The sequence below is a fragment of the Acidovorax sp. GBBC 1281 genome (assembly GCF_028473645.1).
GTDB lineage: Bacteria > Pseudomonadota > Gammaproteobacteria > Burkholderiales > Burkholderiaceae_C > Paracidovorax.
Genome location: NZ_CP097269.1, coordinates 1780897 through 1794605 on the forward strand (window position 1 = coordinate 1780897; position 13709 = coordinate 1794605).

Here is a 13709-nt window from a genome sequence, read left to right on the forward strand (position 1 = left end):
TCCCAGCGGGCGCCTGCCACCTTCCCTTGATTCGCACCATTCCAAGATCCCCGTTCCCCCCACTGCCACCCGTCACAGGAGCATCACCATGAGCGACAGCCGCACCCCGTTCGACACCCTCGTCGGTCCCCAAGAAAGCCTTCGCGTGATGGACTCGCTGCGGCGGGGCGCCACGCGCCGCGACGTGCTCGCCATGCTGATGGCGGGCGGCATGCAGGCCACGCTGGCCGGCGGCCTGGCGGGCATGGCGGTCACCGCGCATGCGCAGACGCCCCGCCGCGGCGGCCGCATCCGCGTGGCCGGCGCCACGGCCGCGGCCACCGACACGCTGGACCCGGCCAAGCAGTCCAACCAGACCGACTACTCGCGCGGCACCATGCTCTACAACGGCCTGTTCGTGCTGGACGGCTCGCTCACGCCGCAGCCCGCGCTGGCCGAATCGTCCGCCACGCAGGACGCCAAGACCTGGGTGTTCACCCTGCGCAAGGGCGTCACCTTCCATGACGGCAAGGCCCTGTCGCCGGCCGACGTGGTGTTCTCCATCCTGCGCCACAAGGACCCGGCCACGGCCTCCAAGGCCAAGGTGCTGGCCGACCAGATCGAGACCGTCAAGGCCTCGGGTCCGAACGAGGTGACCATCGAGCTGACCGCGCCCAACGCCGACCTGCCGGTCATCCTGGGCACCTTCCACTTCCACATCGTCAAGGAAGGCACCACCGACTTCAACGCCGGCATCGGCACCGGCCCCTACAAGCTCAAAGAGTTCAAGCCCGGCGTGCGGTCGCTGATGGTGCGCAACGACGCCTACTGGAAGCCCGGCAAGCCCTACCTGGACGAGATCGAGTTCGTGGGCATCGGCGACGAGAGCGCCCGCGTGAACGCGCTGCTGTCGGGCGGCATGGACCTGGTGGCCTCGGTCAACCCGCGCGCCGTGGCGCGGGTCAAGGGCACGCCCGGCTACGCCATCTTCACCACGCAGTCGGGCCAGTACTCTGACCTCATCCTGCGCAAGGACATGGGCCCGGGCGCCAACCCCGACTTCATCCTGGCGATGAAGTACCTGTTCGACCGCGAGCAGATGAAAAAGAGCATCGCGCTCGACTACGCCGTCATCGCCAACGACCAGCCCATCGACCCGACCAACCGGTTCTACTTCAAGGACCTGCCGCAGCGCACGTTCGATCTGGACAAGGCCAAGTTCCACCTGCAGAAGTCGGGCGTGACGGGCAAGGTGCCGGTGGTCACCTCGCCGGCCGCCATGTACTCGACCGAGACCGCGCTGCTGCTGCAGCAATCGGGCCAGCGCATCGGCCTGGACCTGGACATCAAGCGCATGCCGGCCGACGGCTACTGGTCCAACCACTGGCTCAACAGTCCGGTGGGCTTTGGCAACGTGAACCCGCGCCCCAGCGCCGACACCATCCTGACGCAGTTCTTCAAGTCCGACGCGGCCTGGAACGAGTCGCGCTGGAAGAGCCCGCAGTTCGACCAGCTGCTGCTGGCCTCGCGCGCCGAGACCGATCTGGCCAAACGCCGCCAGATGTACGCCGACATGCAGACCATGATCCACCAGGACGCGGGCATCGGCATTCCGCTGTTCCTGGCCAGCATCGACGGACATTCCACCAAGCTCAAGGGCTTGTCCCCGATTCCGCTGGGCGGCCTGATGGGCTACTCTTTCGCCGAGCACGTCTGGCTCGAAGCCTGACGCCCCGCACGCACCGAGCACTGGAAGCCGCCGCGCCATGAACCGTGTGATTCTCAAGCTCCTGGTCCAGCGGATCCTGCTGGCGCTGCTGTCCCTGCTGGCGGTCTCGGTGATCGTTTTCTCGATCACCGCCGTGCTGCCGGGCGACGCCGCGCAGGAGCAGCTGGGGCAGGACGCCACGGTCGAGGCCCTCGCCGCGCTGCGCGCCCAGATGGGGCTGGACGTGCCGGCCCCGCTGCGCTACCTGCGCTGGCTGGGCGGCATCGTGCGCGGCGACCTGGGCCAGTCGGTCACCACGCAGATGCCGGTGGGCGAGCTGGTGGCCAGCCGCCTGCCCAATTCGCTGCTGCTGGCGGCCGTGACCGCGCTGTTCTCGGTGCCCATCGCGCTCACCCTGGGCATCGCCTCGGCCGTGTGGCGCGGCTCGTGGTTCGACCGCCTGGCCTCGTCGGCGGCGGTGGCCGTGGTGTCCGTGCCCGAGTTCCTGGTGGCCACGCTGGCGGTGCTGGTGTTCGCCGTCAAGCTCAAATGGCTGCCCGCGCTGTCCTACGTGAGCGACATCGAATCGGTGGGGCAGATGCTGCGGGCCTTCGCCATGCCCGTGCTCAGCCTGTGCTGCGTGATCGTCGCGCAGATGATGCGCATGAGCCGCGCCGCCGTCATCGACCAGCTGGAGGCGCCCTACATCGAGATGGTGCGCCTGAAGGGGGCCTCGCCCCTGCGCATGGTCATGGCCCACGCGCTGCCCAATGCCATCGGGCCGATCGCCAACGCGGTGGCGCTGTCGCTGTCATACCTGCTGGGCGGCGTCATCATCATCGAGACCATCTTCAACTATCCCGGCATCGCCAAGCTCATGGTCGATGGCGTGACCCAGCGCGACATGCCGCTGGTGCAGACCTGCGCCATGATCTTCTGCGCGGGCTACCTGATCCTGGTGACGGCGGCCGACGTGTGCGGCATCCTCGCCAACCCGCGCCTGCGCCACCGCTGACCATACCGAAGGGCCGACCCATGGATTCCCTGACCCACCCTTCCGGCCCGCCCGCCACGCCGCGCCACGCGGTGCGCCGCTGGCTCTCGGGCTTCGGCATCTCCGGCCTGATCGGGCTGGCGGTGCTGCTGTGCTGGATGCTGGCCGCCCTGGCCGGTCCCGTGCTGCTGCCGGGCTCGCTGCAGGCGGGCGGCGGCTCCGACGTGTTCGCGCCCATCAGCGCCCAACACTGGCTGGGCACCGACTACCTGGGCCGCGACATGCTGGCGCGCGTGATCGACGGTGCGCGCTACACCGTGGGCGTGGCCTTGCTGGCCACCCTGCTGGCCAGCGGCACGGGCACGGCCCTGGCGCTGTTCGCCGCCGCCATGGGCGGCAAGGTGGACACCATTCTGAGCCGCGTGCTGGACACGCTCACCGCCATTCCCAGCAAGATGTTCGCGCTGATCCTGGTGGCCGGCTTCGGCTCGTCCGTCGCCATGCTGGTGGCCACGGCGGCGGTCATCTACATCCCGGGGGCCTACCGCATCGCGCGGTCGCTGGCCGTCAACATCAATGCGCTCGACTATGTCACCGTGGCGCGCACCCGGGGCGAGGGCACGCTCTACATCATGCTGCGCGAGATCCTGCCCAACATCGTCGGCCCCATGCTGGCCGACCTGGGGCTGCGTTTCGTCTACGTGGTGCTGCTGCTCGCCGGCCTGAGCTTCCTGGGCCTGGGCATCCAGCCGCCCGCGGCCGACTGGGGATCGCTGGTGCGCGAGAACATCGGCGCGCTGCCCGACGCTGGCGCCTCGGTCATCGCACCGGCGCTGGCCATCGCCAGCCTGACCATCGCGGTCAATCTCGTCATCGACAACCTGCCGGGCCGTACGGCCCGTGAACGCGGAGGGCGTTGAACATGGGAGCATCCGTTGTCGTCCAAGACCTGAGCATCACCGCGGGCGACCAGACGCTGGTCGATGCGCTGAGCTTCACCATCGCGCCCGGAGAAGTGCTGGCGCTCATCGGCGAATCCGGCTCGGGCAAGACCACCACGGCGCTCGCGCTGATGGGCTACGCACGGCACGGCTGCACCATCTCCGGCGGCAGCGTGCGCATCGGCGACGTCGACGTGCTGCACCTGGCGCCTGCCGCGCAGCGCGCGCTGCGCGGGCGCACCGTGGCCTACATCGCGCAGAGCGCCGCCGCGTCGTTCAACCCGTCGCGCACCATCATGGACCAGGTGGTCGAGCCCACCCGCATCCACGGCACAATGAAGCGCGCCGAGGCCGAGGCCAAGGCGGTGCAGCTGTTCCGTGAACTCGCGCTGCCCGACCCGGACACCATCGGCGACCGCTACCCGCACCAGGTCTCGGGCGGGCAACTGCAGCGGCTGATGGCCGCCATGGCGCTCATCACCGACCCCGACCTCGTCATCCTCGACGAGCCCACCACCGCGCTGGACGTGACCACGCAGATCGAAGTGCTGCTCGCCTTTCGCCGCGTGGTGCGCGAACGCCGCGCCACCGCCGTCTACGTGAGCCACGACCTCGCCGTGGTGGCGCAGATGGCCGACCACATCCTCGTGCTGCGCAACGGCCGGATGCAGGAGGTGGACACCACCGCGCACATCCTCGCCGCCCCGGCCAACCAATACACCCGGTGCCTGCTGGCCGCCGCGCGCCCCACGCCGCGCGTGGCCGAGCACTGCCGGGGCGAGGGCGAGTTGCTGCTCGATGTGCGCGACCTGTCCGCCGGCTACGGCCCGGTGGACGCCACCGGCCGCCCCGCCGCGCTCATCCTGGAGGACATCAACTTCAAGCTCTACCGCGGCCAGGCCATCGGCGTCATCGGCGAGTCGGGCTCGGGCAAGACCACGCTGGCGCGCGCCATCGCCGGGCTCATCCAGCCCTGGCACGGCACCATGCTGTTCGGCAACTCGGAGCTCAAGACCACGCTGGGCGCCCGCACCAAGGAAGAGCTGCGCCGCATTCAGATCGTGTTCCAGATGGCCGACACGGCGCTCAACCCCTCGCACACCATCGAGCGCATCCTGGCCCGGCCGCTGCAGTTCTACAAGGGGCTCAAGGGCGAGGCGCTGCAGCGGCGCATCCGCGAGCTGCTCGACCTGGTCAAGCTGCCGCACAGCGTGGCGGATCGCCTGCCCGGCGGCCTGTCGGGCGGGCAGAAGCAGCGGGTCAACCTGGCCCGCGCGCTCGCGGCCGACCCCGACCTGATCCTGTGCGACGAAGTGACCTCCGCCCTCGACACCGTGGTGGGCGCCGCCGTGCTCGACCTGATGGCCGAGCTGCGGCGCGAGCTGGGCGTTTCGTACCTCTTCATCAGCCACGATCTGCACACCGTGCGCTCCGTGTGCGACGAGATCGTCGTCATGCAGCACGGCCGCAAACTCGCGCAGGTGGCGCGCGCCGACTACGACCGCGGGCCGCACCACCCGTATTACGAACTGCTGGCGCGCTCGGTGCCCGAGCTGCGCCAGGGCTGGCTGGAGGAGAGGGCCGGCGCACCGGCCGTGCTGGCCGCAGCGGCCTGACAAACAGGCGACCCCTACCGGAGACACCCCATGCACCCCATCTTCCGCATCGCCGTGATCCCCGGCGACGGCATCGGCAAGGAAGTCATGCCCGAGGGCCTGCGGGCCATCCAGACCGCGGCCGAGCGCTTCGGCTTCGAACTGGAATGCCGCACCATCGACTGGGCCAGCTGCGACTACTACGCCGCTCACGGAAAAATGATGCCCGACGACTGGAAGGCCCAACTCGCCGGCGTGGACGCCATCTTCTTCGGCGCCGTCGGCTGGCCCGCCACCGTGCCCGACCATGTGTCCCTGTGGGGCTCGCTGCTCAAGTTCCGCCGCGAGTTCGACCAGTACATCAACCTGCGCCCCGTGCGCCTCTTCGAAGGCGTGCCGTGTCCCCTGGCCGGCAGGAAGCCCGGCGACATCGACTACTTCGTCGTGCGCGAGAACACCGAGGGCGAATACACGTCGCTGGGCGGCATCATGTACGAGGGCACCGACCGCGAGATCGTCATCCAGGAATCGGTCTACTCGCGCCACGGCGCCAACCGCCTCTTGAAGTTCGCCTTCGACCTGGCGCAGAGCCGCGCCAAGAAGCACGTGACCCTCGCCACCAAGAGCAACGGCATCGCCATCAGCATGCCCTGGTGGGACGCCCGCGCCGACGACATCGCCAAGGGGTACCCCGAGGTCACGCTGGATAAGCAGCACATCGACATCCTCACCGCGCGCTTCGTGCTGCAGCCCGGGCGCTTCGACGTGGTGGCCGCCACCAACCTGTTCGGCGACATCCTCAGCGACCTGGGGCCCGCCACCACCGGCACCATCGGCCTGGCGCCTTCGGCCAACCTGAACCCCGAGCGCACCTTCCCCAGCCTGTTCGAGCCCGTGCATGGCTCGGCGCCGGACATCTACGGCCAAAACATCGCCAACCCCATCGCCATGATCTGGTCGGGTGCGCTGATGCTGGACTTCTTGACGCAAGGCCAGGGCGCAGGGCGGCAGGCGCACGATGCCATCGTGGCGGCGATCGAAGAGGTCATCAAAACCGGGCCGAAGACGCCCGACTTAGGGGGCACGGCCAACACCACCCAGGTGGGCGAGGCCATCGCCGCGTGCATCGCCAGGCGCTAGCCCATCGGCCCTGCCATTCCTTTTGCTATTGAATTTGTAGCACGATGCCCTAGTGTTATTTGCACTGGAGCCCGATTTCATTCAAACCCCCTTCCTTCCCTGCCATGCCCCTGACCCTCCACCGCCCCGACCTGATCCGCAGCGCCAACTTCATCGCCGGCCAGTGGCACCCCGGCCCCGGCGCGCTGCTGCCCGTGACCGACCCGGCCACCGGTACCACCATCACCGAAGTGCCCGACTCCGGCGCCCCCGAGGCCCGGGCCGCGCTGGAAGCCGCCCATGCCGCTTTTCCCGCCTGGCGCCAGGTGCCCGCCAAGCAGCGCGCGGCCATCATCAAACGCTGGAACGATCGGGTACTGGCCCACCAGGACGACCTGGGCGCCTTGATCTCGCTGGAGCAGGGCAAGCCCCTGGCCGAAGGCAAGGGCGAGGTGGCCTATGCCGCCAGCTACATCGAATGGTTCGGCGAACAGGCCACGCGCATGAACGGCGAAGTCATTCCCGCCCCCGTGCCCGGCCGGCGCATGTTCGCCCTGAAGGAGCCCGTGGGTGTGGTGGCTGCCATCACCCCGTGGAACTTTCCCGCCGCGATGATCGCCCGCAAGATCGCCCCGGCCCTGGCGGCCGGCTGCACCGTGGTCTGCAAGCCCGCCGAGGACACGCCCCTCACGTCCCTCGCCCTGGTGCTGCTGGCCCACGAGGCCGGGGTGCCGCCGGGCGTGCTGAACATCGTCACCGCCTCGCGCGAGAAGACGCCCGAGGTGGTGGACGTGTGGCTCGACGATGCGCGCGTGCGCAAGATCACCTTCACCGGCTCCACGCCCGTGGGCAAGCACCTGGCGCGCCGCAGCGCCGACACGCTCAAGAAGCTCTCGCTGGAGCTGGGCGGCAACGCCCCCTTCATCGTCTTCGAGGATGCCGACGTGGACGCCGCCGTGGACGGCTTCATGGCCGCCAAGTTCAGAAACGGCGGCCAGACCTGCGTGTGCCCCAACCGGGTGTTCGTGCACGGCAAGGTGCATGCCGAGTTCGCGCAAAAGCTCACCGCCCGCGTGGCGGCCTTGAAGGTGGGGCCGGCAAGCAACCCGGCCTCGCAGATCGGGCCGATGATCAATGCCCGGGCGGTGGAGAAGATAGAGCGGCACGTGCAGGACGCCGTGGCCAAGGGCGCGAAGGTGCTTACCGGTGGCCAGCGCCTGACCGACCTGGGCGCCACCTACTACGCCCCCACGGTGCTGGAGAACGCCGATGCGACCATGGCCTGCGCCTGCGAGGAGACCTTCGGGCCGGTGGCACCGCTCACGCGCTTTGACAACGAACAAGAGGTGATCGCCGCCGCCAACGACACGCCGTTCGGGCTGGCAGCGTACTTCTACAGCCAGGACGTGCGCCGCATCTGGCGCGTGGCGGAAGCCCTGGAGACGGGGATCGTGGGGATCAACGAAGGGGCGCTGGCGGCGGAGGCCGCGCCGTTCGGGGGTGTGAAGGAGTCGGGCTACGGGCGCGAGGGATCGACGCACGGGCTGGAGGATTACCTGCACACGAAGTATGTGTGCCAGGGCGGGCTGGGCTGGCTTTGTTGCACAAATCGCGATGCTGATGCCCGTAGACTGACTGCGTGACAGAGACGAAGAACAGGCAGCGGAGCAAGTACCGCACGACGAACTGGAAGGCGTACAACGCGGCGCTGAAAGCGCGAGGCTCGTTGACGATGTGGTTTGGCACGCCGACCGGCAGGCGTGGACGCAGCCGAACCTTCTCGGACGCAGCAATCCAGTTCTGCCTGAGCATCAAGTGCCTGTTCGGCCAGCCCTTGCGACAGGCGCTGGGCATGGTGCAGAGCCTGCTGCGGCTGGCAAAGCTGGACTGGCCGGTACCTGACTTCAGCACTGTTTGCCGGCGCCAAAAGACCTTGCAGGTCGAACTGAGCTACCAGCGAACCAACTCGCCGCTGCAGTTGCTGGTGGACAGCACCGGCATCAAGTTCCTGGGCGAAGGAGAGTGGAAACGCAAGAAGCATGGTGCTGAATACCGGCGCGAATGGCGCAAGGTCCATCTGAGCATCGACGCGCAGACGCTGGAAATACGCGCCATCGAGGTGACCAGCAACGCCATTGGGGATGCGCCGATGTTGCCCGGGTTGCTGGCTCAGATTCCCACTGACGAATCCATCGAAAGCGTCAGTGCCGATGGCGCCTACGACACGCGCGCCTGCCTGGACGCCATTGCCGAGCGGCACGCGATGGCGGTGATCCCGCCCCGCAAGAACGCCAGCCATTGGAAGAAGTCGAGTCCGGGCTCGGCGCATCGTAATGAGGCCATTCGGGCGTGCCAGCGCCTGGGTCGCGGCATTTGGAAGAAGTGGAGCGGCTACCACCGGCGCAGCCTTGTGGAGACGAAGATGCACTGCTTCAAGCGACTGGGCGAACGGGTGATCGCGCGCACGTTCGACCGCCAGGTTGTGGAGCTGCATGTCCGCGTGGCCTTGCTCAATCGGTTCAGTCAGATCGGCCGTCCTCACACCGTGTCGGTGACTGCTGTGGCATAGGTCCGTCTGGGGTTGGGGTCATGCCGTCTGCAATTCGATTTGTGCAACAGCGCCCAACGCTGCCACGACGGCGGCCGACCTTTCCCGGCTGCTGACGGTGGCCGGATTCAGGAATCAGGTGGTTCTCGATGCTTCGATTTCGGCCCGCACGGATTGGGTCGTGGCAACCCCCACCAAGCGGTACAGCGTGGGCAAGGACTACAGCCAACCGGACCCCGCGGACCAGCGGGTGTATTCCGTGGTGCCTCCCTTGCGCACGACTTTGCAGTATTTCCATTCGGGCAATACGGAAGTCGGCCAGAGCATCTGCAGCATGCACGGCACGTGGGACCTGTGGATGGCCGATCGCGAGGCGACCGTCACTGCCCGCTACAACCCAAACTTCCCCAACGAGAAGTATGAAAGCTGCGGCGCGGTTTCCGTATTCGCTTTCAGCGACTCGTACGTACTGTCCTCCGAAGTCAACCGCAGGCGGCTGAGCGGTGGGTTTCGGGAAGGCTGGGCGGGCCTGACGACTTCGGACAGCAATGGCATTCCGATCATCGGTGCATCGTTCATCAAGCTGACCAATCCTGGCGTTGCGCCGGGCGTCGCGGGCAACTATGGGCTGAGCTTCCCCCACATCAGAAGGTTGCCCGTGAAGTGATGGCGCGAGACCTGTAGCGTCGGCCGGTGCGGTCTCTGCGGAAAAATTCTTTCAATGCGCTGCATGCGAAGGCCCACGCGCAGGGTCTGCGCAGTGCAGGCAAACGGCCGGGGCGCTACCACCTGTCCCGAAGCAGCAGGTAGCCCAAGGCTCCAGCCCCCAGCCAAACCACGAGAACCAAGACCACACCCGCTCGGCTGCGGGGCTTGCGGCCCTCCGTTCGCATCCATTCGTCTGCCTGGCTTCGGCACGACATCAGCACGGGCGCGGGCAGCAGTTTCACGGTGAGCCAGATCAGCGCCGGCAGCACGATGACGTCGTCCAGGTAGCCCAGTACCGGAATGAAGTCCGGGATCAGGTCGATGGGGCTGAGCGCATAGGCCACGACGACCACGCCCAGCGCTTTCGCATACCACGGTGTGGCGGGGCTTTTGCAGGCGAACCAGAGCGTGACGCCGTCTCGCTTGATGCGCCAGGCCCAGGCCTTCAGGGTTTCGTGGACGGACATGGTGCGGGCAGGGGTTGGTAGACCGATTTTGTGGCAGAACCCGCAGAGCGCCCGCGGCACGGCAAAGAGGGGCCAAGGCCCTGGCATCATCGCGCGCATGAATCGTCACTATCTGACCGCCGTCGCCGCCGTGGCGGCAGCGCTGCTGTTGCGCTACCTGCTCAATCCGGTGCTGGGGCAGCAGGGGCCGTACCTCATTTTGACGGTGCCGATCGTGGTGGCCGCGATCTATGGAGGGTTCGGCCCGGCACTGCTGGCCACGGTGCTGGGCACGTCGGTGGGCACGTACCTGTTCATCGAGCGCGGCGCTGGTTTGCGCGAGGTGCTGCAGCCAGAGAACGTGGCCCGGCTTCTGCTTTTCCTGGCGATCGGCCTGGGCATCGGTCTGATGGGCGGGCAACTGCGGCGCTCGCGCGTGGCGCTGGCGGAAAAGATGCAGCAACTCAAAGCCAGCAACCGTGCCAAGGACAACGCCATGGCCATCCTCGGCCATGAGATCCGCAACCCGCTGTCCGCCATCCATTCCGCGCAGGCGGTGCTGCAGCGCTCGCCCGGCGATGAAAAACGGGTGCTGCGGGCCAGCGAGATGATTGGCCGCCAGGTGGCGCAACTCACGCGCATGGCGGACGACCTGCTCGACCTGTCTGGGCTGATGCGCGCAAGCCCGCCGCCGAAGGTGCCGGTGGATCTGCAGCAGGTGCTGCGACAGGCGCTCGAGCAGAGCGCGCCGCTGGTGGCCAAGAAGGGCCACCGGCTCGACGCCGATCTGGGCGATGCGCCCGTGGTGGTCACTGGCGATGCGCTGCGGCTGGTCCAGGTGTTCGCCAATCTGTTGACCAACGCCGCCAAGTACACCGATCCCGGTGGCGAGATCGCCCTGCAGGTGCAATGGCGCGGCGAGCGCCAGGTGGCGGTGGCGATCCGGGACAACGGCGTGGGCCTGCCTCCAGGCTCCGTGGCCGACTTGTTCGAGCCGTTCGTCCAGGCGCCGGGCGCCGCCTCGAATGCGGAAGGCGGGCTGGGCCTGGGACTGGCGATCGTGCGCAAGATCGTGCTGGCCCACGGGGGCGAGGTGGTGCGAGGTGGTGGCCGAGAGCCAGGGACTGGGCCTGGGAAGTGAGTTCACGGTGGTGCTCCCCCTGGCCCGCACGGGTGCCTGAAGGCGCCGCCGCCCGGCGCGGCAGCCCGCGCTGCACCAGGGTCAGGAGGCCGGTCGGATGCGTTCGAAGAGGCCTTCATAGCGCTCGACGAAACCGTTGGCGTCCACCGTCAGGAGGGCTTCGAATCCCCTGAAAAGGCCCAGGTCCACATAGCGCAGCTGCCTCGGTCCGAGCCGGTCGTACCGCTGCCGCGACCGCGTGACGGTCCACTCCAGTGCGTCGATGAAGGCGGTTTCCAGGCGGAGGCTTTTGCCGGTGGACAGCGGCGTGCGCAGGATCGGGAAGGTGTTGCAGAAAGGGGTCGCGGACAGGTCGGGTTCTTCGGCGCCGTCCAGATCGGTGCGCGGCTTGCCGTCGACGGTCCAGCCGCTGCCGTTGCGTTCGAGCGCCAACCGCCGGTGGCCGTTGGCGTTCCAGCGCTCGACCTCGACCGACTGCGTGTGCCAGTCGGGTGTGATCCGCCAGCGATGGGTGAGCTGGAAGCCGCCGCCCTCCAGGCCGATCACCGTGGACGATGCGGTGATGCCGTCGTGCGCGACGTGCAGCGCCAGCCGCTCCAGGTTGGCATTGGCCGTTCCGCGCCAGAACAAAACGGATGTGCCGGGTGTGGCGCAAGCGGGTGTGGGAGTGGGGTCGGAAGCAGGGGCGATGGGCATGTGCGGGCTCCTTCAGGCGGCTGCACCGGCGAAGAAGCCGGGTCCGCGGTTTCGGTTCTGGTGCAGGATGGTGCGCAGATTCCATTAAGATGGAAACATATTCCACTTTACTGGACGAGGCGATGGTGGCATGAAAGGCAACAGGGCCGGCGGGCCGCTTTCGCAGGGCGCTCTGCCGATGCCGCCGGTTGTTCCAAAGCCCTGAAACCCTTCCGCCGTTCGGCATGTTCCCCATGAATCACACCCCCATCCCCGAGGTTCGACTGATCGACTGCGACGAGGCCGCCCATGCGGGCGCAATTCTCGACATTCTGAACGAGGCCATCGCTCATTCGACGGCCCTCTACGACTATGCGGCACGCCCGCCATCGGCGATGTCTGCCTGGTTCGCCACGAAGCGCGCGAACGGCTTTCCCGTGGTGGGAGCGGTCGACGCGCAAGGCGCGTTGATGGGTTTTGCCTCGTGGGGCACTTTCAGGGCGTTTCCGGCCTACAAGTACACGGTGGAGCACAGCGTCTACGTGCACAAGGACTGCCGGGGGCGCGGGCTGGGCGCGCTGCTGATGCGAACGCTGGTGGAGCGGGCCCGGGCCGAAGGCCTGCACGCGATGGTGGGCTGCATCGACGCGGCCAACGAGGGGAGCATCCGGCTGCACCGGCAATTGGGGTTCGTCCACACGGGCACGATGCCGCAGGTGGGGTTCAAGTTCGGCCGGTGGCTGGATGCGGCGCTCTACCAGCTCACGCTGGAGACGCCGCTCGATCCGGTCGACGGTTAGGCGGCGGACCGTTCGGTGCTGGTGAGAGGGCGCACCGCACCGCGCCGTCCTCAAGCCGCCGGGGTCGCGCGCGCCTCGCCGCAATCCGGGTATCGCCGCAGCCGCTCGATCAGCCATCGGCCCGCAGGCCCGGGCAGCGCGTCGCGCCGATAGACCGCTTTCATCTCGAGCATGGGATCGCCCTGCACGCCGGTCTCCACCTGGATGCGCACCAGCCGCCCGTCGCGCAGGTCGTCTTCCACCATGGGCCGGGGCATGTGCCCCCAGCCGAGACCGGCGCGCAGGAAGGCGTGCTTGGCACCGATGTCCGCCAGGCGCCACACGGTGTCGCCCAGCACGCCGAAGTCGCGGCCGGCGGTGAGGGGCGAGCGGTCGGTGAGGACGAGCTGGACATGGCCTTTCAGCTGCTGGCGCGTCAGCCGGCCCGGCTGCCGTGCCAGCGGCGATCCCGGGGCCGCTACAGTGACCATGGGCACGCCCATGAGCGGCACCTGTTCGAACTCCGGCGGAATGACGGGCAGCGAACCCATCACACCCACGCGGCAGCGCCCGTCCAGCACCCATTGGGCCGCGGCGCCGAGTGCCTCCACCTGCAGTTGCAGCGTGGTGCCGGGAAAGGCGACGGCAAAGGCGCCGATGGCGTCGGTCAGGGCCGCCATGGGGAACATGACATCGACCACGACCGACAGTTCGGGCTCCAGGCCGGCGGCCATCGAGCGTGCCTCTGCCTTGAGCGTGTCGGCCGCGCGAACGATGTCGCGGGCGCGGCCGGCCAGTGCCTTGCCTTCCGGAGTGAGGGCGGGCAGGCGCGCCGCCCTGGTGAACAGCGTGACGCCGAGTTGCGCCTCCAGCCCGGCGATGGCTTGGCTGACGACCGATTGCGCCCGGCCGACGCGGCGGCCGGCTGCCGAGAAGCTGCCGGTTTCCACCGCGGCAACGAAGATGCGCAGGTGGTCCAGTGAGACGCCATCGAGCATGGTGATGTCCTCAATCCATCGCTAAAGAAGATGGATCATATTCAATCAAATAGGCTTTGCAGATGGAGGGCGCGTCTC

13 protein-coding genes are annotated in these 13709 nt (G+C 68.0%); 10 read left to right on the top strand and 3 right to left on the bottom strand.

Annotation, left to right across the window (positions count from 1 at the left end; genetic code table 11):
• The first annotated feature begins 88 nt into the window (after positions 1-88).
• The 8 genes from M5C96_RS08030 (at position 89) to M5C96_RS08065 (ending at position 9551) form a co-directional block, all read left to right on the top strand.
• On the top strand, positions 89-1708 hold the full coding sequence (locus M5C96_RS08030) for an ABC transporter substrate-binding protein (RefSeq protein ID WP_272568391.1): 1620 nt from the start codon (positions 89-91) through the stop codon (positions 1706-1708).
• Positions 1709-1745: 37 nt separating this feature from the next.
• Positions 1746-2702: an ABC transporter permease gene (locus M5C96_RS08035; RefSeq protein WP_272568392.1), complete on the top strand. Its 957-nt coding sequence runs from the start codon at positions 1746-1748 to the stop codon at positions 2700-2702.
• A 20-nt stretch (positions 2703-2722) separates the two neighbouring features.
• Complete coding sequence (locus tag M5C96_RS08040) at positions 2723-3601, top strand: ABC transporter permease (protein WP_272568394.1); 879 nt, start codon at positions 2723-2725, stop codon at positions 3599-3601.
• 2 nt (positions 3602-3603) lie between these two features.
• Complete coding sequence (locus M5C96_RS08045) at positions 3604-5238, top strand: ABC transporter ATP-binding protein (RefSeq protein WP_272568395.1); 1635 nt, start codon at positions 3604-3606, stop codon at positions 5236-5238.
• A 30-nt stretch (positions 5239-5268) separates the two neighbouring features.
• Positions 5269-6357 carry a tartrate dehydrogenase gene (locus M5C96_RS08050; RefSeq protein ID WP_272568396.1) on the top strand — a complete coding sequence of 363 codons (1089 nt, stop codon included), beginning with the start codon at positions 5269-5271 and terminating at the stop codon, positions 6355-6357.
• 104 nt (positions 6358-6461) lie between these two features.
• Complete coding sequence (locus tag M5C96_RS08055) at positions 6462-7979, top strand: NAD-dependent succinate-semialdehyde dehydrogenase (protein WP_272568397.1); 1518 nt, start codon at positions 6462-6464, stop codon at positions 7977-7979.
• Positions 7976-8905: an IS5 family transposase gene (locus tag M5C96_RS08060; protein ID WP_272568399.1), complete on the top strand. Its 930-nt coding sequence runs from the start codon at positions 7976-7978 to the stop codon at positions 8903-8905. Before M5C96_RS08055 ends, M5C96_RS08060 begins: the two co-directional genes overlap by 4 nt.
• A 160-nt stretch (positions 8906-9065) precedes the next feature.
• Positions 9066-9551, top strand: coding sequence for a hypothetical protein (locus M5C96_RS08065; protein ID WP_272568401.1), 486 nt, complete (start codon positions 9066-9068; stop codon positions 9549-9551).
• A gap of 115 nt (positions 9552-9666) precedes the next feature.
• Here the strand turns inward: M5C96_RS08065 and M5C96_RS08070 are convergent, their stop codons facing one another.
• Entirely contained in the window at positions 9667-10059 is a 393-nt protein-coding gene (locus tag M5C96_RS08070) for a YkvA family protein (protein WP_272568402.1), read from the bottom strand.
• A 97-nt stretch (positions 10060-10156) separates the two neighbouring features.
• Here M5C96_RS08070 and M5C96_RS08075 point away from each other — a divergent pair, with 97 nt between their 5' ends.
• Positions 10157-11179 (top strand): sensor histidine kinase, encoded by a 1023-nt coding sequence (locus M5C96_RS08075; protein ID WP_272568404.1) that lies wholly within the window; start codon positions 10157-10159, stop codon positions 11177-11179.
• Between the two features lie 81 nt (positions 11180-11260).
• Here M5C96_RS08075 and M5C96_RS08080 read toward each other — a convergent pair whose 3' ends face one another.
• Entirely contained in the window at positions 11261-11875 is a 615-nt protein-coding gene (locus tag M5C96_RS08080) for a putative glycolipid-binding domain-containing protein (protein ID WP_272568405.1), read from the bottom strand.
• Positions 11876-12108: 233 nt separating this feature from the next.
• Between M5C96_RS08080 and M5C96_RS08085 the strand changes: the two genes are divergently transcribed.
• Positions 12109-12654: a GNAT family N-acetyltransferase gene (locus tag M5C96_RS08085; RefSeq protein ID WP_272568407.1), complete on the top strand. Its 546-nt coding sequence runs from the start codon at positions 12109-12111 to the stop codon at positions 12652-12654.
• Between the two features lie 50 nt (positions 12655-12704).
• On the opposite strand, the gene M5C96_RS08090 is transcribed toward M5C96_RS08085, so the two are convergent.
• On the bottom strand, positions 12705-13631 hold the full coding sequence (locus M5C96_RS08090) for a LysR family transcriptional regulator (protein ID WP_272568408.1): 927 nt from the start codon (positions 13629-13631) through the stop codon (positions 12705-12707).
• Positions 13632-13709: the final 78 nt, after the last annotated feature.